The sequence below is a fragment of the Humibacter sp. RRB41 genome (genome assembly GCF_022761015.1).
GTDB lineage: Bacteria > Actinomycetota > Actinomycetes > Actinomycetales > Microbacteriaceae > Humibacter.
Genome location: NZ_JAKWJQ010000001.1, coordinates 346340 through 368369, shown reverse-complemented (window position 1 = coordinate 368369; position 22030 = coordinate 346340). Strand labels below are relative to the sequence as shown.

Annotated in this window: 22 protein-coding genes; 5 read left to right on the top strand and 17 right to left on the bottom strand. The window is 66.3% G+C overall.

The annotated features are described in order from the left end of the window. The first annotated feature begins 129 nt into the window (after window positions 1-129). Entirely contained in the window at window positions 130-576 is a 447-nt protein-coding gene (locus MJ603_RS01830; protein ID WP_243061955.1) for a hypothetical protein, read from the top strand. On the opposite strand, the gene MJ603_RS18835 is transcribed toward MJ603_RS01830, so the two are convergent. From MJ603_RS18835 to MJ603_RS01820, 3 genes are all read right to left on the bottom strand, one after another. Next, on the bottom strand, window positions 573-1046 hold the full coding sequence (locus MJ603_RS18835) for a dihydrofolate reductase family protein (RefSeq protein WP_374230834.1): 474 nt from the start codon (window positions 1044-1046) through the stop codon (window positions 573-575). The genes MJ603_RS01830 and MJ603_RS18835 overlap by 4 nt on opposite strands. Window positions 1047-1151: 105 nt before the next feature. Then, window positions 1152-1754: a dihydrofolate reductase family protein gene (locus MJ603_RS01825; protein WP_243061954.1), complete on the bottom strand. Its 603-nt coding sequence runs from the start codon at window positions 1752-1754 to the stop codon at window positions 1152-1154. A 31-nt stretch (window positions 1755-1785) separates the two neighbouring features. Further along, entirely contained in the window at window positions 1786-3279 is a 1494-nt protein-coding gene (locus MJ603_RS01820; protein ID WP_374230781.1) for a DHA2 family efflux MFS transporter permease subunit, read from the bottom strand. Window positions 3280-3342: 63 nt separating this feature from the next. Between MJ603_RS01820 and MJ603_RS01815 the strand changes: the two genes are divergently transcribed. Then, a complete protein-coding gene (locus MJ603_RS01815; RefSeq protein WP_243061952.1) occupies window positions 3343-4017 on the top strand; it encodes a winged helix-turn-helix transcriptional regulator in 675 nt (224 codons plus the stop codon). A gap of 15 nt (window positions 4018-4032) precedes the next feature. Here MJ603_RS01815 and MJ603_RS01810 read toward each other — a convergent pair whose 3' ends face one another. The 7 genes from MJ603_RS01810 to MJ603_RS01780 all read right to left on the bottom strand — a co-directional run bounded on the left by MJ603_RS01810 (window position 4033) and on the right by MJ603_RS01780 (window position 12016). Then, entirely contained in the window at window positions 4033-4482 is a 450-nt protein-coding gene (locus MJ603_RS01810; protein ID WP_243061951.1) for a MarR family winged helix-turn-helix transcriptional regulator, read from the bottom strand. Between the two features lie 11 nt (window positions 4483-4493). Further along, window positions 4494-5252 carry an SDR family NAD(P)-dependent oxidoreductase gene (locus MJ603_RS01805; protein WP_243061950.1) on the bottom strand — a complete coding sequence of 253 codons (759 nt, stop codon included), beginning with the start codon at window positions 5250-5252 and terminating at the stop codon, window positions 4494-4496. A 75-nt stretch (window positions 5253-5327) separates the two neighbouring features. Beyond that, the gene (locus MJ603_RS01800; RefSeq protein WP_243061949.1) at window positions 5328-6611 is read right to left on the bottom strand and encodes a sugar ABC transporter permease; all 1284 of its coding nucleotides are present in this window, start codon (window positions 6609-6611) and stop codon (window positions 5328-5330) included. Next, window positions 6612-7430: an ATP-binding cassette domain-containing protein gene (locus tag MJ603_RS01795; protein WP_243061948.1), complete on the bottom strand. Its 819-nt coding sequence runs from the start codon at window positions 7428-7430 to the stop codon at window positions 6612-6614. Beyond that, the gene (locus tag MJ603_RS01790; protein ID WP_243061947.1) at window positions 7430-8638 is read right to left on the bottom strand and encodes a sugar ABC transporter substrate-binding protein; all 1209 of its coding nucleotides are present in this window, start codon (window positions 8636-8638) and stop codon (window positions 7430-7432) included. Before MJ603_RS01790 ends, MJ603_RS01795 begins: the two co-directional genes overlap by 1 nt. 188 nt (window positions 8639-8826) lie before the next feature. Continuing rightward, the gene (locus tag MJ603_RS01785) at window positions 8827-9531 is read right to left on the bottom strand and encodes a response regulator transcription factor (protein WP_243061946.1); all 705 of its coding nucleotides are present in this window, start codon (window positions 9529-9531) and stop codon (window positions 8827-8829) included. Continuing rightward, the gene (locus tag MJ603_RS01780; protein ID WP_243061945.1) at window positions 9524-12016 is read right to left on the bottom strand and encodes an ATP-binding cassette domain-containing protein; all 2493 of its coding nucleotides are present in this window, start codon (window positions 12014-12016) and stop codon (window positions 9524-9526) included. Before MJ603_RS01780 ends, MJ603_RS01785 begins: the two co-directional genes overlap by 8 nt. 341 nt (window positions 12017-12357) lie before the next feature. Here MJ603_RS01780 and MJ603_RS01775 point away from each other — a divergent pair, with 341 nt between their 5' ends. Continuing rightward, window positions 12358-12714 carry an AAA family ATPase gene (locus MJ603_RS01775; protein WP_279238589.1) on the top strand — a complete coding sequence of 119 codons (357 nt, stop codon included), beginning with the start codon at window positions 12358-12360 and terminating at the stop codon, window positions 12712-12714. A gap of 52 nt (window positions 12715-12766) precedes the next feature. On the opposite strand, the gene MJ603_RS01770 is transcribed toward MJ603_RS01775, so the two are convergent. Beyond that, entirely contained in the window at window positions 12767-12979 is a 213-nt protein-coding gene (locus tag MJ603_RS01770) for a DUF4287 domain-containing protein (RefSeq protein ID WP_243061943.1), read from the bottom strand. 249 nt (window positions 12980-13228) lie between these two features. Between MJ603_RS01770 and MJ603_RS01765 the strand changes: the two genes are divergently transcribed. Continuing rightward, on the top strand, window positions 13229-14809 hold the full coding sequence (locus tag MJ603_RS01765; RefSeq protein ID WP_243061942.1) for an HNH endonuclease signature motif containing protein: 1581 nt from the start codon (window positions 13229-13231) through the stop codon (window positions 14807-14809). 39 nt (window positions 14810-14848) lie between these two features. On the opposite strand, the gene MJ603_RS01760 is transcribed toward MJ603_RS01765, so the two are convergent. Then, entirely contained in the window at window positions 14849-15364 is a 516-nt protein-coding gene (locus MJ603_RS01760) for a glycine cleavage system protein R (protein ID WP_243061941.1), read from the bottom strand. Window positions 15365-15391: 27 nt separating this feature from the next. Beyond that, entirely contained in the window at window positions 15392-15745 is a 354-nt protein-coding gene (locus MJ603_RS01755) for a VOC family protein (protein ID WP_243061940.1), read from the bottom strand. Between the two features lie 277 nt (window positions 15746-16022). Here MJ603_RS01755 and argG point away from each other — a divergent pair, with 277 nt between their 5' ends. Beyond that, window positions 16023-17459, top strand: coding sequence for an argininosuccinate synthase (argG, locus tag MJ603_RS01750; protein WP_243061939.1), 1437 nt, complete (start codon window positions 16023-16025; stop codon window positions 17457-17459). 270 nt (window positions 17460-17729) lie between these two features. Here the strand turns inward: argG and MJ603_RS01745 are convergent, their stop codons facing one another. The 4 genes from MJ603_RS01745 to MJ603_RS01730 form a co-directional block, all read right to left on the bottom strand. After that, window positions 17730-18902, bottom strand: a complete 1173-nt coding sequence (locus tag MJ603_RS01745) for a glycoside hydrolase family 3 N-terminal domain-containing protein (RefSeq protein WP_243061938.1) — start codon at window positions 18900-18902, stop codon at window positions 17730-17732. A 139-nt stretch (window positions 18903-19041) separates the two neighbouring features. After that, window positions 19042-19821 carry a cupin domain-containing protein gene (locus tag MJ603_RS01740; protein WP_243061937.1) on the bottom strand — a complete coding sequence of 260 codons (780 nt, stop codon included), beginning with the start codon at window positions 19819-19821 and terminating at the stop codon, window positions 19042-19044. Continuing rightward, a complete protein-coding gene (locus MJ603_RS01735) occupies window positions 19818-20813 on the bottom strand; it encodes an endo-1,4-beta-xylanase (protein WP_243061936.1) in 996 nt (331 codons plus the stop codon). Before MJ603_RS01735 ends, MJ603_RS01740 begins: the two co-directional genes overlap by 4 nt. Then, on the bottom strand, window positions 20810-22030 hold the full coding sequence (locus tag MJ603_RS01730; protein ID WP_243061935.1) for a Gfo/Idh/MocA family protein: 1221 nt from the start codon (window positions 22028-22030) through the stop codon (window positions 20810-20812). Before MJ603_RS01730 ends, MJ603_RS01735 begins: the two co-directional genes overlap by 4 nt.

Here is a 22030-nt window from a genome sequence, read left to right as displayed (position 1 = left end):
AGATCGACGACCGCAGCCTCGACGATTCGTCTGGAACCTGCTCCCTGACGCTCCGTGTCACATTGTGGGCGTGCATCCTGTCTTAAATACTGACCCGGCGTTTTCGAGCCCGCCGGGTGGAGGCGCGTCATGACACTGACGTCGAAAGAGACAACCAGAACCCCGAGCACGGATGCCCCGTCGCGATTCGCGGCAACACGGCGCTGGTTGGTGCGCCCCTTGCACCACCGGGCGGTGCACGAGTTCCGCGTCGCCGGCGTCGGCGCTGACTCCGCACGGCTGAGGTCGCTGCTGGCCCCGGATGTCGCCGTGGTCGTCGATGGCGGCGGCACCGTCGAGCCGATGATCAAGGTCATTCGTGGGGTCGACGAAGCCCTGATGGTGCTGGTGCACGGACTCGCGACTCAACCCGATGTCGTCGTCGAGGAGAGCGCCGTGAACGCACAGGCCGGTCTGATGCTCCGCCGCCACGGCGAGGCGATCGCCGCGATGACGATCGACTTCTCAGCGCACCTGATCAGCGTGGTGTGGATTCGCCTCTACCCGGAGCGCCTGCGTCGCTGGAATCACGTCTAGGGGGGTCTGTGACGAGGAACTGGCGGAGGTCTACTCGGTCGAACCTCAGTCGGTAGACGGGACGGTATTACGGTCGGCCGACAGGTCGATAGACGTTCACGACCACACCGTCGGGGAACGGCATGCTCTCGACCAGATCGAGGTGCCGTGATTCCGGCACCTGGTCGAACAGTGCTGCCGGCGATCTCGGTGGCGAGGTCGCGCCGCGCGACCCTGGTTTCGGGCCACGTCGCATCCTCGTCTCTGAGTGTCGTCGAGAACACGACCTTGGGAATGCTGTTCATCGGCGCTGCGTATGGGTCGTTCGATGTGGGCCAGGCGGACGACATCTCTTGGTAGGTGGCACGACCCATGAGATGAGCTCCCGCCTTGCTGATCCGGTCGAGTTTCCACTTCTTCAGCTCAGCACTCTCAGGGATCGCCATGCCTGGATGCTCGCGCTCGCTCGCGACGAACCCGTCCAGCGACATCGACATGTACAAGATGACGTCCCGCAGACCTTCGTTCCGTTGCGCATTCTCGTCACCGCTGTCGCGTTCCATGGTGTTCTCCTTCCTCGGTGTTCACGTGATGGTTCAGTTCTTGCGCACCGGGTACCGCAGATGCAGCACACGTTCTCCCTGGATGACCACGTCTGGATCCTCGAGAAGCTGGTGGGCGCCGGCGAATGATCCGAAATACGGTTTGCCGTGGCCGAACACGACAGGGGCGATGTCGATGGCAACGTGGTCGATCAGCCCAAGGGCGAGGGCCTGGCCACCGATGTCGCCGGCGGTCACACCGATGTCGCCGCCACCTGCCAGGCGATGAGCTCGGACGAGAGCATCCTCGACCGAGGTGGCGAACTCGTACGGGGCATCCGGATGCCAGCCTTCCGGCTTCGGCCGGTGCGACACGACGACGACGTGATCACTCGCCGCCGGGTGCCCCTCCCAACCATTGGTGAGATCGAAGAGACGGCGGCCGATCACCACGACCTTCTGGCGAGACCACATGCCGCTGACGTAGTCGACGGATGCCGCCGAGACCTGGAACGGCGAACCGTGCACTTCGGGGTGGTCCTCGTCGACGATCGGATGATCGCCGTTGAAGTACCAGTCGTGGAGCGAGCCCACGTCGTCATTGTCGTCGGCGATGTAGCCATCCAGGGAGGACACCGCGTGCAGGTAGGTTGTCATGGTTCTCTTCCTTTCGTTCAGTTCTTGCAGATCAGTGCAACGGGGGCTCCGTCACAGCGGGCTTGCGGACGAACAGTGCGAGGGCGATCACCGCGAGCGAGAGGATGCCGCCGGCGAGGAACGCGAGGTGCGAGCCCTCAGCTGCCGCCGCAGGCGATGGCAGGTCGGGGTTCGCATCCCCCGTTGCCGCGACCCCGGTCGCGTAGAGCGCGACGAAGATCGCCGTCCCGGCAGCTCCAGCGACCTGTTGCAGCGTGGCGATGGTGGCACTGCCGTGCGAGTACAGCTGCGGCGGGAGCGAGCCGAGCGACGAACTGAACGCCGGGGTGAACAGGAAGGCGAGGGACAGCATCAACACGATGTGCGCGCCGAGGAGCACCACCCACGAGGAGCCCTCCCCGAGGCCGATGGCCAGGGTCCACAGCGACACGGCCAGGCCGATGGACCCTGGGATGACCAGCGGCCGCGGGCCGAATCGGTCGTACAGCCGCCCGACGGTGGGCCCGGCGAGACCCATCAGGAGCCCGCCCGGCAACAGGATCGCACCCACCCAGAGTGGCTCGAGGCCGAGCGTGTACCGCGCGAACTGCGGCAGCACGATGAATGCGCCGAACAGTGACACCATCGCGGCCGCCATCATGGTGACCGAGACCGCGAAGTCTCGCGAGAGGAAGGTCCGCAGGTCGAGCAGGGCCGAGTCCGTGCGCTGAAGCACGATCTGCCGCCAGCCGAAGAAGCCGAGCGTCACCAGTCCGACGACGATCGGGATCCAGGGCTGAACGGCTGCCTCACCGGCCGCGGCGGCTCCGATCTGGCTCAGACCGAACACGAGGGCAGAGAAGGCGAGCGCCGCCAGGATCACCGACGACATGTCGAGTGGCACCTTCCTGATCTCCGAGACATTCGGTACTCGGCGTGCCCCGATGATGAGCATCGTGACTGCGATGGGCAGCATCACCCAGAACAGGCCCTGCCACGGCAGCACCTGGATGAGCGCGCCCGACACGATCGGTCCGACGGCGGGTGCCACCGACATGACGATCGAGACGCGCCCCATAACGCGTCCTCGTTCCTCTTCGGGAACGATCGTCATCACCGTGGTCATCATGAGCGGCATCATGATCGCGGTGCCGATCGCTTGGATGACCCGACCCACCACCAGCGCCTCGAACACCGGCGACAGCGCGGCGACGACAGTGCCGACAACGAAGCTCGACATTGCGACGACGAAGACCGGGCGGGTGTTGAGCCGCTGCATCAGCCATCCTGTGATCGGGATGACCACGGCCATCGTGAGCGCGAACGCGGTCGTCAGCCACTGGCCCTTCGTCGCATCGATGTGCAGGGCTTCTTGAATACGCGGTAGCGCGACGCCCATCATCGTCTCGTTCAGGAACACGACGAAGACGGCGGCGAGCAGTAACCCCAGCGCGGTGCGGTTGCGCACCGTGAGGCTGGCGGTGGATGCCGGCGCAGGCTCGACGTCGGAGCGGGCGATGGTGTCGGTCATGTCTCTCTCCTTCATTGGAGGTGCTGCAAAAACTAAAGCACACTGCAAATTATGCAGTCAAGTGGTATTGTGAAATACATGACGAACCAGCACTACGGCCAGTTCTGCGGGTTGGCGCGCGCGGCGGAGATCATCGGACAGCGCTGGACGCTACTGATCCTGCGCGACCTGAGCGTCTGGCCACGGCGCTACTCCGACCTGACAACCGGCCTTCCGGGCATCCCGACGAACACCTTGGCCTCGCGGTTGAAGGAGCTCGAAGACGAGGGACTCGTCGCCCGCACGCTTCCCTCCGGGGCCGACCGTTCGGTCGTCTATGCGCTCACGCCCCGCGGCGAGGAACTCGGACCTGCGCTGGACGCGCTGTCGCGATGGGGCGCTGGCGGCATGCGGATGCCGCGCGAAGGAGAGATCGTGACCACGGCATCCATCACCGCCGCCCTCCGCGTCGCGGCCGGCGAGCGCATCGTGCCGCAAGACTGGAATACGACCTATTCGGTGCACGTGGGCGATGTCGAGGTGCACGTGCTGATGCGCGACGGCACCATCACTGTCGACCCAGGAGCGGCCGAGAATGCGGACCTGATCATCACGGCCGGACCGCAGATCCGCGATCTGCTCGCCGGTGAACTGGATGCCCAGACCGCGATCACGACCGGTGCCGTGCACCTCGAGGGCGACGAGTCGCTCTTCGGACGGTTCGCCGACACGCTGCGCGTACCGTACAGTCCCCACGTTCACGCGACGAGCTGACCTGGCTCTGTGGCGTCACGTCCCGAAGGTGTGGCCTTCCACCCGTTCGGTTGCTGCTCGCAAGACGCGGACGGCCGTCGCGATGTCGTCGGTGTTCAGACCGACCAGCGCGACCCCACGAACCTCTTCGAACGGATCGGGCACTGCACTCCACATGGCGCGGCCGGCGTCGGTCAGCATGACGAGCTTCTGGCGTTGATCCGTCGCCGATGGCGCCTGCTCGACGAGTCCTTTGCGAATGAGGGTCGCCACGATGCCGCTGAGGCTTGCGCGCTCCAGATGCAGGGCGCGGCCGAGGTCGCGTTGCGAAGTCGGGCCGTTCGAGATGAGCTCGCAGAGCAGCGCCCACTGCGTCGAACCGATCCCCTGCTGGCGCAGCACTGCCTCGACGGCCGCCCGGTTGGCGTAGTAGTACCGCTTGGCCCAGGCGCCGACTGACCCCGATTCGCTGGTCTGATCGCTCATGCGGTCAGTATTCACCAGGGGATGCTGGTGTTCTCCCATCTGGTGAATGTACCGGTCGGACCGTCCGGACCCAGCAGGCAGACACGAACGACCTCCCGCGAGCCGTCCTCCACCGATTCGGTGCCGGCGAAGCCGTTGAGGTTGGTGGCAGTGAAGGCCGGCGACACCAGGTTGACCTTGATGTCCGTCGACTCCAACTCGACCATGATCGCCAGAGTGATCGCGTTCTCGGCAGCTTTCGATGCCGGGTACACCGGCCCGAACATCGAGTGATACGGATACGCCGGGTCAGCGTTGGTGGCAAGGGATCCGACGCCGCTCGACACGTTCACGATCCGCGCGTCCGACGACTTTCGCAAGAGCGGAATCATCGCCTGATACACCGCGAGAGTGCCGAACACATTGGTCTCCCAAACCGTTCGGATCTCATCCAACGAGGCGGTGCTCGCCTTGTTCGCGGCTGCGTAGTCCTCGAGGAAGTCGCCACCGCCATGGCCGGCGCGTGAGATGCCGGCGTTGTTGACGAGCAGGTCGAGACGGCCGAACTCATCCTCGACGCGCTGCGCAGCTGCGGCGATGGATGCCGTATCGGTCACGTCGATCTGGATCGGAAGTGCACCGTCGCCGATCTGCTCAGCCGCGGCCTGACCTCGGGCGAAGTCACGTGACCCCAGGAGCACGGTGACGCCGTTCGCGACGAGTTCCCGTGCGACCTGGAACCCGACTCCCTGATTGGCCCCCGTGACGAGGGCGATACGCGATGGCGCCATGATGACTCTCTTTCATTCGGTACCTAACAATTCTTGTTCGGTACCGAACGAAAGTCAAGGAGTGTTCGGGGGATGTCACCCGGCTGCGCGGTTTCTCCGGCTGAGGGCATCCACCGCGACGGCGGCCAGCAGAACGAGTGCCGTGACCATCAGTTGGGTGGCCGCCGACAGGTTGAGCAGGCCCATGCCGTTGTAGATCGTCGCGACGATCAGCCCGCCGAGCAGGGCGTGCACGACCTTGCCGCGCCCCCCGAACAAGCTGGTTCCGCCGATCACCGCGGCCGCGACTGCGAGCAGCACGTACTGGCCGCCGTCGACGTTGCTCGAGATCGACCCGAGTCGGGACGCGTAGAAGATGCCCGCCACACCGGCGGTCAGGCTGGCCAGCGCGAATGCGATCATCCGCACCCGTGACAGATTGATGCCAGCACGTCGCGCGGCCTCGGCGTTGCCTCCGATGGCGTACACATAGCGACCGAATCTGGTGTGGGACAGCAGGAACGTCCAGCCGAAGACGATGGCCAGCACGATCGGGACCGCCCATGGCACCCCCGTGCTCGCACTGCAGATCAACACGAGAGCTGTCCCGGCGACGGCGATCAGCACGACCTTGATGATGCTCAGCCCGAGCGGCTGCGTCACCAGACCCCCAGCTCGACGGCTTCGATCTCGCAGCAGCGTGACCAATGCATACGCGACCACCACGACGACGAGAGCCATCCAGGCGAGCACGGTGTTCACGTACCCGTACGCGATGTCGTTGATCACGGCGTTGTCGACCGACATCGTGCCGCCACTGGTCGGCCCCGCTAGCGCATCGATAAGCCAGATCAACAGTCCCTGGAGCCCGAGAAGCCCGGCCAGCGTGACAATGAACGACGGAATCCGCAGTCGGGTGACGAGCAACCCCCAGACGATCCCGATGACGGCGGCGACCGCAAGCCCCAACAGCACGCCCACGTACCACGGCGCGTGATAGGGCGAGCCGGTGATCCACACAGCGAACACCGCGCCGATGGCACCAGTGAAACCGAGGGACAGGTCGATCTCGCCGAGCAGCAGCACGAACACCTCGGCGACACCGAACAACACGAAGACCGATGCCTGCACCATCAGGTTGATGATGTTGTTCGGCGACAAGAAGACCGGATTCGTCACCTGGAACACGATGATGATGACGATCAGGCCTCCGACGACCGGGAGCACGCCGCTCTCACCTGACCGCACGCGGACGAGCCAAGCGCGGAGGTACCCTCGCAGCGATCCGGTCGCCAGTTCGGGCACCCCGGCAAGCGCCTCCTCGGAGACCCTTGCTCCCTCGGCGAGCGCCGCCGTCGTCTGCTTCTCTGATGATGACATTCATTGCCTCCGGTCGGAGCCGTCCGAGAGGCTCCCGGTCGTGATGAGCTCGACGGTGCTGTTGATGGTCAGCTCCGAGATCGGTGCCGTCCTGGCGAGCGTGCCCAGGTACATGACGGCGACGCGATCCGCCACCTGGAACACGTCGTTGAGGTTGTGCGAGACGACCAGCACGGCGATGCCCTGCGAGCTGAGCCGCTCGATGAGCTTGAGAACCATCGCGGTCTGCGAGACGCCGAGCGCCGCCGTCGGCTCGTCCATGATGACCAGCTTCGCGTCCCACATCACAGCGCGCGCGACGGCGACCGCTTGCCGCTGCCCACCGGAGAGCGAGAACACGGGCTGGCGAATCGAGCGCACCGTCGTCACCGACAGGTCGCGCAGCGTCTGGTTCGCCTTGGTCTCCATCGCGGCCTCGTCGAGCAACCGACCGTAGTGCAGGTCCTCCCGCCCGAGGAACATGTTCTGAACGATGTCGAGGTTGTCGCAGAGCGCGAGATCTTGGTAGACGGTCTCGATGCCGAGCGCCGAAGAATCGTGCGGGGTTGCGATGTGCACCTGGTTGCCGTTCCAGAGCAACTCGCCGCTGTCGAAGGTGTGAATGCCCGCGATCGCCTTGATCAACGTGGATTTGCCCGCGCCGTTGTCGCCGACCAGCGCCGTGACTTGGCCGGCCGGGACATCCAGATTGATGTCGTTCAGAGCCTGAACCGGGCCGAAACGCTTGCTGATGCCTCGCAGGCTCAACAACGGCACCCCCTCGGGCTCACGCCCGGCCGGATCGGCGGCCGGGCGTGAGCCAGTCAGCTCCTCGCTCACTAGGGGGTGATCCCTGCTGCCGTGCACTCCGACTTGTAGGCCGACGTGCACAGTTGGGATGCCGGCACGAACTTGTCGGCGATGACCGTCGAGTTCATGTTGGACGTCGTCACCCATTCCGGCTTCAGCAGCACCGAAGGAACCTTCACCTTGCTGGTGGTGTCTGCGGTGGAGCCGTTCACCAGGCCGGCAGGCGGGGTGTCACCGGCGCGCAGGTACATGGCCAGCGCCGCTGCCGCCTGAGCCTCCAGGTAGATCGGCTTGTATGCTGTGCCGCACTGGTAGCCCGACAGGATGTTCTGCAGGCCGACGAGGGTCGCATCCTGTCCCGTGATCGGGAAAGACTTCGCCTTGATGCCGTGGTTCTTCAGATAGGTGATGATCGGCGCCGCGTTCTCGTCGTTCGGCACGAGTGCCGCGTTGGCACCCGAATGAGCTGTGTACGCCTGGGTGAACTCGGTCGCCGCTGTCGGCGGATCCCAGGTTCCGGCAGGCTCAGCCGCCTTGGTCCATCCGCCCGAGGAGTACAACGGGTTCAGGACCTTGTCGTAGCCCTGTGCGAACAACGTGGCGTTGTTGTCGGTCGGATCGCCCTTCATCTCGATGACGTCGGGCTTGCTCACTCCCCACGCCTTCGTGCAGGCGACCAGGCCATTGCCGATCAGTTCGCCGACCTTGACGTTGTCGAAACTGACGTAGTACGCACGAGTGCCGCCCAGTGTGAGGCGGTCGTAGTCGATGACCTTCACGTTGTGCTGTGTCGCGTACTGCTCGATCTTGGCTCCTACCCCGGAGTCGAGCGGATCGACCACGAGAACCTTCGCCCCCGCGGTGATCGCCGTCTGTGCGTCGGTGAGCTGGGTCGCGTCGCTGCCCTGTGCGTTCTGCACGGTGAACTGACTCGACGTCAGACCTGCCGCAGTGAACGCCTTGGTCAGATAGGGAGCGTCGAACTCCGTGTAACGTGCCGACGACACCGTGTCGGGAAGGATGACGGCGACGTTGCCCGACCCCTTCGCCACCAACGGCTTGAGCTTGTTCATGCTCGAGAAGTCGCGCTGGAACGACGACACCGAAAGGACCGGAACGGCGGCGCTGCCCGACGAACTCGACGTCGAACTGGAACTCGGAGAGCCGGAACATCCGGCCAGAACAAGGGTTGCGCCGGCCAAGACCGCCGCTATGCCCACTCTCTTCTTGAATTGCAAGGGACTGCTCCTCACCATTGATGCAATCGCGGGACTCCGACAAGCGGATCGCGAAGCCTCGCGACCGCGCGGTGTCCCGGTCAGCTGGGAACTGACACGTGCGACAGTAGGAACGAACGCGTGAACGGGCCGTGAACATTCACTCGCCGGCATGAACAAACCGTAGAAATCGGATGCCTGCCGGCCGATCAGACCGCTGCGAACCGGTATCCGGCGCGCGGCTCGGTCAGGATCAGCGGCGGCTGCCCATCGACCTCGAGCTTGGAACGCAGGCGCCGCACATAGACCCGCAGGTACTCCGTCTCGGTCTCGTATCCGGCACCCCAGACGCGGCGCAGCAGTTGAGCGTGCGGGATCAGGGCCCCCGGACGGAGCGCGAGTTCGCGAAGGAGCGCGAACTCCGTCGGAGTAAGGTGCACGGCCGCGCCGTCGCGCGAGACCTGCTGTTTATCGAGATCGATGCACAGCCCGTCGACCTCGATCACCGACTGCACGTCCTCCGGAGTAGGCCCCGGCCTGCTGCGCCTCAACGTTGCGGTGATGCGCGCGAGCAGCTCTTCGATCCCGAACGGCTTGGTCAGGTAGTCGTCGGCCCCGACGTTGAGTGCCGCCACCTTGTCGTGCTCCCCACCGCGCGCCGAGACGACGATGATGCCGATGCCGGAGCGCCCACGGATGCGGCGGCACAGCTCGATCCCGTCGGCCGCGGGAAGCATCAGATCCAACAGCACGATGTCAGGTCGTTCCCGCTCGATCTGCCGCATCACGTGCCTGCCGTCTGCCGACACGAGGGTGTCGTAGCCGCGCACCGTGAGGTTCGCGCGGATCAGGTCGACGATGTTCGGATCATCCTCGACCATGAGCACCGTGGTGAGGGCGCTGCGGTCACGCATCGTCCGCCTCCAGCACGAGCGAGCGCGACTCGACGGGCAGCCGGATCACGTAGCGACTGCCCGGATTCGCCGACTCCCGCCACAGCGCACCGTTGTGGGCCGCGACTATGCCCCGCGTGATCGCCAGACCCAGCCCGGCGCCCGCGCCGGGGTCGCGCCAGGCGTGCTGCGGGGCATCCGACTCGCGCCCACCCTCGCCGGACAACCCGACGCCGTCGTCGGTGACCTCGATGATCACGTCGTCCCGCCCGTCGTACCGCACGTCGACGCGAACCGTGGTCGCCGGCGGATTGTGCCGCACGGCGTTGTCCATCAGGTTCATCATGACCTGCTCGAGACGATCGTGATCGGCCCAGACGACGGGGACATCTCCTTCCGAATGGATGTCGATGGCCGCCGCGGCGCGCGGCGCAAGGCACGATCGCGCCGCGTCGATGACGAGCGCGAGGTCCACCCAGTCCGGCCGCAGCCGCAGCACCCCAGACTCGATCACGGAGAAGTCGAGCAGGTCGTCGACAAGCCGGTGCATGCGCGCGGATTCGCTGCTGATCCTCGTGAGGAACTGGTGCTGCGAAGCGTCGTCCCACGTCACATCCGTCTGCATCAGGCTGGACGCGTAGCCGTGGATCGCGGTGAGCGGGGTGCGCAGCTCGTGGGAGAGCCGTGCGAGGAACTGGCGCTGCAGGTCCTGCGAGCGCCGCAGAGCCGCCATCTCGTGACGGGCCAGCTCGGTGTCCTCGCGCTCCTGCGCCAGCAGGATCGAATGGCCGGCATCCTCGAGCAGTACGCGTTCGTCGGAGCCGACGATCCTGTCCCGCCACTCGCCGACGAGAATCGTGGACTCCGCCGGTCGCACGAAGAGACGGCATCCGCGACCGGAGGTCATGCACAGACGCGTGACGGATGCCTCGTCGAGCGTCTCGCGCGCGGACGCGACGGCAGCGGCGAGGCGAGCAGCGGCATCCGCGCGTTGATCGCCTGCAACTTCGCCGCCGGTCACCAGGTCGCCGGTCGGCTGCCTCGCGGCGAACGCTCGACACGACGCCGGTTCGCCTGGCGTGCAGGTGTAGAGGGCGACCTGGTCGGCACGGACCGCCTCGAGCACGATGCTCAGAGCTGCGGTGATCCGATCGGTCAGAGAGTCGGGACCGGCGAGCGTCTGCAGCACGGCGCGGATGGTCTCCAATACCGTGTTGCGCGCCGTCAACGTGGAGAGCAGGCGCTCCCGCTCAAGTGCTGCCGCCGCATATCCGGCATACAGGTTGACGAGGTCGAGCTGGTCGCTGCCCGGAACGCCGATCTCCGCGCGGTAGACGCCGATGACCCCGCGCAGCTCGCTGCCGCCCGAGAACGGCACGGCCCAGCAGCTGGCAATGCCTGCATCCTCGAGCTGCGACGCGTACGGCGCGAGGCGGGTGGATGCGATTGCGTCGGCATCCACGACTACGGCACCCCCGGAGGCCGCCGCGACCAACGGCATGTCTGCGGCCCGCGCGGGGATGCTTCGCCAGGCATCCTGCAGTGCCGCGTTCAAGCCGACGCAGCAGACGCAGCGCAGCACGTCGTCCTCCAGTACGTGCAGGCTGAGCCGCCACGCGCCGAGTGCGGCGCCGAGCGTGGAGAGAATGAGCGTCAGACCCGCGGATGCGCCTGCCGGGCTCAGACGATCGGTTGACACCAACCGGTCCGCAAGGCCGTGCAGGCGGGTCAGCTGCTGGCGCGGTGCCGATGCCGCGTCACGCCCCGCCATCAAGGCGAGGAGTTCGTCGGGATGCGATCGCGCCGGATCGAGTTGTGCGACCAGCCGACCGTGCCGCAGCACCACGATTCGGTCCGTGAGTCGGAAGAGCTGGTCGACGTCGTGCGAGATCAGCAGAATCGTGGTGCCCTCTGCGCGTAGCCGGCGGACGATCTGCTCGACGTGAACCGAATCCGCCTGGCTCAGCACTGAGGTCGGTTCGTCGAGCAGCAGCAGCCTGGGCGTCGGCGTGACGGAGCGCGCCAGCGCGAGCAGCTGCCGTTCGGCTGCGGTCAGCGATGACGCAAGACGACTCGTGTCCGGGATCGGGATGCCCAGGTTTTCGAGCTTCGCTCGCGCACGGTCGTGAAGTCTCGACTCCGACTGCAGCAGCGGACTTCGCTCCTTGCCGAGCGTCAGGTTGGCGGCGACGTCCAGGTTGTCGGCCAGTTCGAGGTGCTGCCACACGACTCCGACCCGACCGTCCGCCACCGGGGAGGAGCGAGGGCCACGACGCTTCCCGGCGAGCCAGACCTCGCCGCGCGCATCGTCGATGTCGCCGCAGATGCACCGCAGAAGGGTGGACTTGCCGGCACCGTTGTCACCGGCGATGCCGACGACCTCGCCGGCCGAGACATCCAGGTCGACGTTCTGCAGCGCGGTCACGCGACCGTACGTGACACAGAGCCCGCGCGCCCGGAGAACCGTCGTCTCCGACCGCGTCCCGAGCGTCGCCCGCGCCGACATACCGTCATTATCGGTTCCGGGACCGCTGCGGTTCCGCGCGCTCACAGGTGGAGGAGCCGTTCGCATCGCAGATGCATTTCCACCTGATCGGCGGCGCATTCAGGGCTCATATCGTGTCGGGCCGCCGAAGTACTCTGACCCGCGGAATCACGCGGTAGGGGCACCCGTTGCGCTTCCGGGGCGCCGGCCGGACGCGGCTGTGCGACCTTTCAGCCGAGGATGCACTGCCCTGACGCGAGTTCATCGACGGAGTACCGTCGGCGCGCGGTTGTCGACACGGCCGGTCGCGTGGCGCACGCTCGCTGTCTCTCACCGCTGGATGCGCGTCCCGACCGGCGGATATGCTCTGCATCGCGCACGAACGCGTGGTGCAACGGCTGCGCGAGCGGATGCCCGTGATCGTCGACGACACCGGGTCACCGCGATTCCTGCGTAACGAATGGCGAGCCATCGCCGCCAGGACGGATGCCCGCTTCGCGCTGGTCTGGGTGCGCATCGACGAGGTCGAACAGCGGCGACGCGTGACGCACAACCGGGCCCTCGGCGAGCGCCACGACGTGACCGACGCCGTGCTCGACGAGCATGTCGCGGGGTTCGAGGCACCGGGAACGGACGAACATCCGCTGACGATCGACTCGGCAGACGGCCGTGACCCCGGTGCGATCGCGGGTCTCGCGCATCGGGTGCTGGAGGGCTGAAGGCACCTGTTACGTGCTCGCTCAGACCCCAAGTGCTCGAGCGTCGCGTAGGTCAGGACTCCCGATGCTGACGGAACCACCCCACGAGCGCGTTCGCGTGACCGTGTCCGATGCCGAACGTGTCCTTCAGGTACGCGACCTGCTCCATGTGCTTGCGATCCGCGACCTTGTCGAGCTCGGACATCCAGTGTGCGATCGGCTGGCCGTACTTCTTCTCGATCGAAGGGAAGTAAGACGCGGGACCTGTGACCTTCTCATCGGACATGCGGTCAGTATCCCAGGATCAGCCTGATGGGTTATCCCTGCAACGGGAAGGGATATTCGATTTTCGACCACCGTCTTATCGTCGGATGACAACAACTGTCCCGCCCGGCGGCTATCGCGCAATTCGCGCGAAGCCCGCAGCAATTCACCGTTTCATCAGCCTCTCCTCCACACAGTGCCCCTTCAGCGCTTCGTCAACACAACAGTCCTATTCGTATCTATATTCGATTGTCGCTGGTATATTGAGAACATGCACTCTCACTTGACCCGACTCGCAGAGACCACCGAGCTGGTGTGCTCTCTGCTCGGTGATGTCGCGACAGTGCCGACGAGCGGGGCTGGTTGCGCTGACGCGACCGACACCGCAAAGTCGTCCGGCGCCCTTGTCGACGTGGTCCGGTGTTTGAATGACGCGGACCTCGAGACTCTTCTAGCGGATGCCGCCCGCGGCCGCGCCGAGTTCGATCGAGTCATCGCCATCGGTGCTGGCGAAGCAGCCAAGCGCTCGCGGCGCGAGCTCGGTCACGCGGGCCTCGCCCAGCGCAGGGGCTACCGCGGTGCGGCTCAGCTGGTGCAGTCGTTGACGGGCGAATCCAAAGGCGAAGCCGCACGGCAAGTGAAGGTAGGCGAACTGCTCGGAGAAGCAGCCGCGATCGAAAGTCTTGCCTGCGAGGCGCCCATCGTAGAACGGGGCGATGATGCCCTTGATCGTCCCGGCGAGGATCGCGAGCACGACGATTCCTCTCTACCCCTGCCGAACGATTCACTGCCGTGGCAGCACCCGGTCACTCGCGCGATCAACGACGGCACGACCTCCGCCGAAGCCGGGCACCTCATCGTGCGCGTCCTCGAAGGCGTCACGGATGCCTGCCCCGACGAAGCACGCCGTGCCGCGTGCGAAGAACTCGTCGCGTTCGCCAGTGGCTCGCAGTCGTCGACGTCGGGCATCGGGGCTGCACTTCGCGAAGACCTGCTGCGCAATGCTCGTCAGGTGCGTGATGCCATCGACGTGGATGGCATAGCCGAACGGTACGAACGGCGCTTCGAAAAGCGATCTCTGAAGACCTGGCACGACAACGATGGCGCTCTCAACGTCCACGTGGTGTGCGACGACGAATCCGGTGTGTTCGTCAGCCAATTGCTCGACATGTCACTCAGTCCGCGGCGCGGTGGTCCTCGCTTCACCGACCCTGCGGCCGACGATTGGGCGCGGGACCTGCTCGCCGATCCGCGCAGCAATGAGCAACTGGCGTTCGACAACGTCGTGGCCGTGCTGCGTGCCGGTGCCGCTTGTGACGACTCCACGGTATTCCGCGGCGAACGCCCGGGTGTACGTGTGATCACGGTGGTCGATCTCGCCGAGTCCGAGCAGTCTTCTCCTCACGGCGAGGTCGAAGGCTCCGGGTTCTCGGTTCCGGGCTGGTTGGTAACGGCGACCGTCTGCGACGCAGGCGTTACTCCTGTCCGCATCGACTGCACCAGCCGCACGCTCGATCTGGGTCGCGACCAGCGGTCGTTCTCCGCGGCCCAGCGGACAATCCTTCGGCTCCGCGACGGCGGATGCCTTTGGCCCAGTTGCGATCGTCCCGCGTGGCAAGCAGAAGCCCACCACATCAATCCCTGGAGCGAGGGCGGACGAACCGATGTCGCCGACGGTGTACTGCTCTGCAAATTCCATCACCTGAATCTGCACAACAACTACTGGCGGATCGTGCGCAACGGAACTCAATACTCGCTCATCCCACCCGCTGATCACGATCCGGAGCGCCGCCCAGTGCTCCTGCGCCCGAAGTCTGCGACGTTCGGTCGAATACTCGAGCGTGCCGGATGAGACGCCGCAGCATTGCAACCAGGCTCACCGGCTCAGTGGCTAGTCGTCGACCAGGCTCAGGTCTACCTGGATCTCGCCCGCCAACTGCTCGAGATCACCGATCGCCTGGGTCACATCTGTGTCCTCAGGCACCCGGGCAGTCACTGTCGCCTCGAAGAGAGTGCCGCCGGCCATCGGCGCCTCACGCGTCTGGCTCGAGAACAGATCGATCGTGATGCCGTGACGAGTCAGGATGCCGGTCACATCGCGCACGATTCCCGGCCGATCGTTGCCGAGCACGCTGAAGGTGAACCGTCTGCCAGGGCGAGCATCTGCGGGTGCTGCACCGCCGTGCACCGTGATGCGCAGCAGGCCATCCAGATTCTCCAGGGCTCGGCTCAGCTCCTCGAGCCTGGCATCGGGAACGGAGACCAGCACGATGCCGGCGAATGCTCCTGCCAACTCCGCGAGTTCGCTCGTCTCCCAGTTGCCTCCGTGCTCGCTGACGACATCCGCAAGGGACTGCACGAGTCCCGCTCGATCGTCCCCGACGACGGTCAGCACCAGCCTGGTCATACCCCCGAGCATAGGACGGGCCGGCGATCAGTCGGCGTGCCGCACGACGTTGATCACGTTGCCGTCAGGGGCTCGGACGAAGAACCGGCGGACACCCCATGGCTCGGTCCTCAAGGGCAGCACGATCTCGTAGCCGAGTCGCTGTGCCTCGTCGTACGCAGCCTCGACATCTGGCGTGTGAACCGAGATTACCGAGTCAACAGGAGCGTCGGCGTCACGGGTGACGAGTTGCACGTGCGCTCCGGTCTCCGGACTGGCGAACGAGGCCACCCATCCCAGGTTGAACTGCTCGTCGCTCAGGCCGAGGAACTCCGTATAGAACGTCCTCGCACTCTCGATGTCGGCTACAGGAAGGTTTGCGGTGACTCTCACTGCACGCATCTCTGCACCTCCGTTCGGACGGTTGTCACTCGCGACGTTACGCCGAAGCCGCGCCGCGCCCATCGATCGCAGCCATGTGGCGCATGTGCAGCCACTTCACCTGGCTGCGGTTGCTGCGAAGCGGCGTCTCAACCGCCCATATGGCGGCTGCGCCGGGTGGCTGCGGAGCGGCGTCGCAGTTGCGAACATCGCGGCTGCGACGCTCATCGGCTCGATCGCTTCGGTGACGCGAGCAAGCTCGCATCACCGAAGCTCAATCGCCCATAGGCTTGAGGGCATGTCCAAGGTGCTCGCATCCCTTCCCGTCGGCGAACGCGTCGGCATCGCCTTCTCCGGAGGTCTCGACACCTCCGTCGCCGTCGCATGGATGCGTGAGAAGGGCGCGGTGCCCTGCACCTACACCGCCGACCTCGGCCAGCCCGACGAGCCCGATGTGGATGCCGTCCCCGGCCGTGCGGCACAGTACGGCGCAGAGCTGTCCCGGCTGGTCGACTGCAAGCTGCCCCTCGTCGAAGAGGGTCTCGTCGCGTTGCAGTGCGGTGCCTTCCACATCCGCTCCGGCGGCAAGACCTACTTCAACACCACGCCGCTCGGCCGTGCCGTCACCGGAACACTGCTGGTGCGCGCGATGCTCGACGACGGCGTGGAGATCTGGGGCGACGGCTCCACCTACAAGGGCAACGACATCGAGCGGTTCTACCGCTACGGCCTGATGGCCAACCCGCGGCTGCGCATCTACAAGCCCTGGCTGGACCGCGACTTCGTCACCGAACTCGGCGGTCGAACCGAGATGAGCGAATGGCTGCAGGCGCGCGATCTGCCGTACCGGGCATCCGTCGAGAAGGCGTACTCGACCGACGCCAACATCTGGGGCGCCACCCACGAAGCGAAGCTGCTCGAGCACCTCGACACCGGGATGACCATCGTCGAGCCGATCATGGGCGTGCCGTTCTGGCGCGACGAGGTCGAGATCGCGGCAGAGGATGTCACGGTGCGGTTCGAGCAGGGGCGTCCGGTCGCGATCAACGGCGTCGAGTTCGACGACCCTGTGGCACTCGTTCTCGAGGCGAACGCCATCGGCGGGCGGCACGGACTGGGCATGAGCGACCAGATCGAGAACCGCATCATCGAGGCGAAGAGCCGCGGCATCTACGAGGCGCCGGGTATGGCACTGCTGCACATCACGTACGAGCGGCTGCTGAACGCCATCCACAACGAAGACACCGTCGCGAACTATCACAACGAGGGTCGCCGTCTCGGACGTCTGATGTACGAGGGTCGCTGGTTCGATCCGCAGTCGCTGATGCTGCGTGAGAGCATCCAGCGCTGGGTGGGCTCGGCCGTCACCGGTGAGGTGACGTTGCGACTGCGTCGGGGGGACGACTACTCGATCCTCGACACGCACGGCCCGGCATTGAGCTATCACCCCGACAAGCTCTCCATGGAGCGCGTGGGGGATGCCGCGTTCGAGCCGGAGGATCGCATCGGCCAGCTGACCATGCGCAACCTCGACATCGCGGACTCGCGTGCCCGGCTCGAGCAGTACTCGGCTTCTGGCGTGATCGACGGCGCGACAGCCCTGCTGGTCGGAGATCTGGGAGCCGGCGAGTCGGCCGAGATCAGCGCTGGTGATGCGTCCGCCGACGAGACGACCGAACTGGCCGGCCTGAACGAGGCCAACGAGGCGGCGGCGTTCGACCTCGGCACGGACTGACTCCTGCTGGAGTAGCGCCGCCGGTCGAGTAGCGCTGTCTGCGCCGGTCGAGAAGCGCCGCCTTCGCCGGTCGAGACGCGCCGCCTTCGCCGGTCGAGTAGCGCCGCGAAGCGACGCGTATCGAGACCCCGCCACGGCATTCAGACGCAGATGGGTCTCGATACGCGTGCCCTGCGGGCGCGCTACTCGACCAGCGGAGGTCGGGCGGAGGGTGCGGCTTCGCCGCTCGCTACTCGACGAGCGCGGGAGCGAGCACTCCTCAGCGGAGGGTCAGAACAAGCTGACTCGGAGCGACTGCACCCGACTCAGCGACTGCTTGAAGTGGCCGGGGTTGAGAGTCTTGCTGTCTACGGCGGCCGTGATGGCATCCAGCGCATCCATGCCCTGAGTCATGTCGCGTGCGGAGCAGAGCAGGAGGTCCATGCCCGCCTGCGCAGAGAGCAAGGCGCGGTTGCCGGTGTCGCCGAAGGCATCCAGCGCGCCGGCCTCGAGTGCGTCGGTGATGGTCACTCCATTGAAACCGAGGCGGCCCCGAAGCTCGCCCTGCACGATCGCGGACGAGATGCCGGCGGGATACAGGGCATCCACAGCCGGATAGATCGCCCACGACGTCATGACCAACTGCACCCCCGCGGCGATCGCCGGAACGAAGGCGGATTCGTCCACGCTCCGCACTTCGGCGAGCGGTTGCGAGAGGGTCACCGGTCCGAGGTCCGTGTTCTCGTCTGCCGTCGCTGCGCCGAGGCCGGGGAAGTGCTTCGACGTCGCTGCGACACCGGCACCCTGCTGTGCCCGCACGAAGTCCGCACCGAGGCGTCCCGCAAGCGCAGGATCGGAACTGTACGAACGTTGGAACTGGTCGTCGAAGTTTCCCGGCGTGCGGAACACGTCGAGCACCGGAGCCAAGTTGAGGTTCATACCGACATTGCGCAGAGCAGCGGCTGCGCCGGAGCCCGCGGCGGTGGCTGCGGCATCCGGGTCGGCGGCCAGCCCGATCTGCTTTTCGGAGAGCACGGGTTCCTGGCCCCTGAGCCGACGGATGAGGCCACCCTCTTGGTCGGTCATGAACAGCAGAGGTTCCTTCACGGGAGAGGATGCCTGTGCAGCGCGCAACTGCGCCACGACGCTTGCGATCTGATCGAGACTCGTGATGTTCTCACCGAAGAAGATGACTCCACCGACGGTGCCTGCGGCGATGGCATCCAACAGAGTCTGCGGGGGAGTCGCTCCCGGATAGGAGAAGATGATCCGCTGGCCGGCCTGCTGCCGCGACGAGAGCTTGGCCCACCAAGGCGGCGCGGCGAACGCTGCGGGCACCATACCGGCACCCAGGACGCCGGCGCCGGCGAGCGCGATGCCCGCGGCCGCGCCGACGCCGGCGGTGAGCACGGTGCGGCGAGAAAGTCCGGACCGATCGGATGATGTGGACGATTCGGGATTCATGGTTGCTCCTCACATCGCCGCCACACTGCGGCATCGTTCCGACCGTGGCACCGCCCCCGTTAGGGTGTCAAGGGGTCGCGCGGATGCGCGGACCACGACGAGCGTGCCGAACGCGCGCGGAACGGTGTAGAGACTCGCGTCAGTGCGCGGTACTCTCCCACACGGTGAGCCGACCGCACATGCCCCAACGCTCGACCGGCTCGGGCTGGATCGCGCGGATTCCCGCCGTCTCAAGCGAGGCTGCGCTTCCCTGCGCAAGTTGCGAGAGGGCGGCGATGGTGGCGTCCGTCTGCGCCACCGGACCGGCAGCGACGATCCGCTGCCACTGCGGGATGTGACGCGAGACCAGTGCCGCGGCCGCGGCGTGCAGGTCGTGAAGGGTGCCCGTGAGGTCCGTCGCGGCACGGTCGCACAACTCGGCGAATCCCGCCAGCGCCAGGTCGCGACGCGCACGCGCAGCACTCTCCAGCCGGATCGGATCGTCGGTCGTGGGCAGGACGGCGCGCTCCCGATATCGCTCAGGATCACGCAATACCTCGAGCGGGAACGTGATCACGGCGTCGCCCGCCTCGGGAAGCCCCGCATTCGACATCAACGTCACGATGTCGAGTCGTCCGTCCGAATTGATCAGTCGGTGCACCGTTCCCGGTGCGAACCACGCGATAGTTCCCGGCTCGAGAGGCGTGATCTCGACCCCACGCGACCCGAGGGTCTGCACCTCTCCGTGGCCGCCGACCACGACGTAGCCCTCCGTCGACGCGGTATGCAGGTGAGGCGATCCACCGCGAAGGCCGTCGGATGCCTCCCAGTCGTAGACACGGAGCCGGGACACCGCGATGCCGCCGGGAAGCCCGCGGTCGAGGGCGAGCGCCGTGGCATCCCGGTCAGTGGCATCCGTGCCCGGATCATCGGTGGTCACGGTAGCGCCGCTTCGACCTCGACGGCTGCCTGCGCTTGTTCGCCGAAGACGGCATCGAACGCGGGCTTCGGCTGCAGCCGACCGTCGAGCACGTGTGCCGCGCCGAACCCGGCGAAGGTCTCCGGAATCCACGAGTGTCCATCGCTCAGTCCCCAGAGCACGAACGCCGTGCACTCCGGAACCGCGCGTGCCGCGGCGACCATGGTCGTGTAATCGCTCGCCTGCCGTTCGAGATCGGCCGCGTTCACGCACGCGACGGATGCCTCATCCACGCCAACGGGCATCCGGATGTCCACCTCGGTCAGCGCCACCTGCAGCCCGAGATCGGCGAACCGCTGCAGGTTCTCCCGCATGGTCGTCGGCGGATCGCCGACGATGCGATGGCCCTGGGCGCCGAATCCGTGGATCGGCACGCCCTCGGCCAGGAGCCGCTGGACGAGCACGTAATAGGCGTCGCTCTTCTCACCGAGGTCCTCGACGTTGTAGTCGTTGATGAAGAGGCGTGCTGACGGGTCCGCCTCGTGCGCCCAGCGGAACGCGTCGGCGATGTAATCGATGCCGGATGCCTCGAACCACGGCGTGCGGCGGGGCGCGCCGTCGTCGTCGAGCGGCTCGTTCACCACATCCCACTGCTCGATGCGTCCGCTGTATCGGCCGACCACGGTGTGGATATGATCGCGCAGCACGTCCGCACGCTCCCCGGCGGGAAGTTCGCCGACCCACTCCGAGAGCTGGCTGTGCCAGGCCAGGGTGTGCCCGCGCACGGCGAGCCCCTCGGCCTCCGCGAGCTCCATGACTCGATCGGCGGCGGCGAAGTCGAAGACGTCACGCGACGGGCGGAGCGACACGAACTTCATCGCGTTCTCGGGTGTGATGAGTCGGAAAAGCCGGGGAATCAGCTGGCGGTACACCGGATCGTCGAGTGCGTCGGCATCGACCGCGCAGCCGATCCTGAACGGGTCGTGGTCGTGGCCCGTCGTCTCGATGCTCACGCGCTCAGCTCCGCTCCGGCGGCAGCCGTGCTCCACGGAGCGCCGCTCCCCTCCATGCTGCGGTAGAACGGCGACGCCGCGTCGATCTCGCCGGCGGAGATTCTTGTTCCCGTGAACGCGGACGCGTAGATTCCCGCGATCAGTTCGAGCGTGCTGCGGGCATCCGTGATCGTCACGGGAAGCGGTCGACCGGTTTCGACGGCATCCAAGATGGCGGCGAACTGCGCCGCGTGACCGCTTCCGTTTCCGTGTGGACCGAGTCGCCAGGCCGCAGCGACGCGATCTTCGCACCCTGGCGCTGCCGTGATCTTCCACGAGGCATCCGAGTAGCCGTAGAGATGCTCGAGTTCGACTGTGGCGAACTCGAAGTCGAAGCGCAGATAGCTGGTCTCTCGCGGAGACAGCAGGCTGTTGACGACGCTGGCGACGGCCCCGTTCTCGAGGCTGACGATCGCGTGGGTGAGATCCTCGGTGGCGACGGGGCGTGCCTGTCGCGCCGCGACTGCGACGACCTGCGACCACGAGCCCAGCACCGAAAGCATCGTGTCCATCTGGTGGATGCCGTGGCCCATGGTCGGGCCGCCGCCTTCGATCTGCCAGTTTCCGCGCCACGGCAGGTCGAAGTACGAGTCCGGGCGGTACCAGAGCGTGTTGCAGACAGCGGTGAGCACGCGCCCCAGCGCGCCGTCAGCCACCCGGTCGCGCAGCCAGAGGGCGCGGGACCCGAAGCGGTGCTGCGACACCGTCGCGAACTGGGCTCCGCCCGCTCGCTCCGCCTGCGCGATCTCGTCGAGCTCTGCGAGAGAGAGTGCCGGCGGCTTTTCGCTCAGCACATGGATGCCGCGGCGCAACGCGGCGATCGCCTGCTCCTTGTGCAGCCCTGGGGGCGAGCACAGGTGAACGATGTCGAGCTCGACCGTGTCGAGCAGCTCCTCGAGGCTCGTCGTGCCGACCGGCACATCCCACGCGGACTGGAACTCGGTGACCCGATCCGGCTCGATGTCGCACGCGCCGACGATGCGAGCGCGGCCTTCGAGTCGGCGCACGTTCTCGGCGTGCACGCGTGCGATGCCGCCCGTGCCGACGATGCCGATGCGCAAGGGGTTGTCGGAATCGATGTGCCGTCCGGACGCGCTCCTGGTCGACGGACTGCTGATTGGCGCGTTGCCGGTCAGCGCACTGCCTGTCGGTGCAGCAGTGATGTCGTCGCCCGCCAT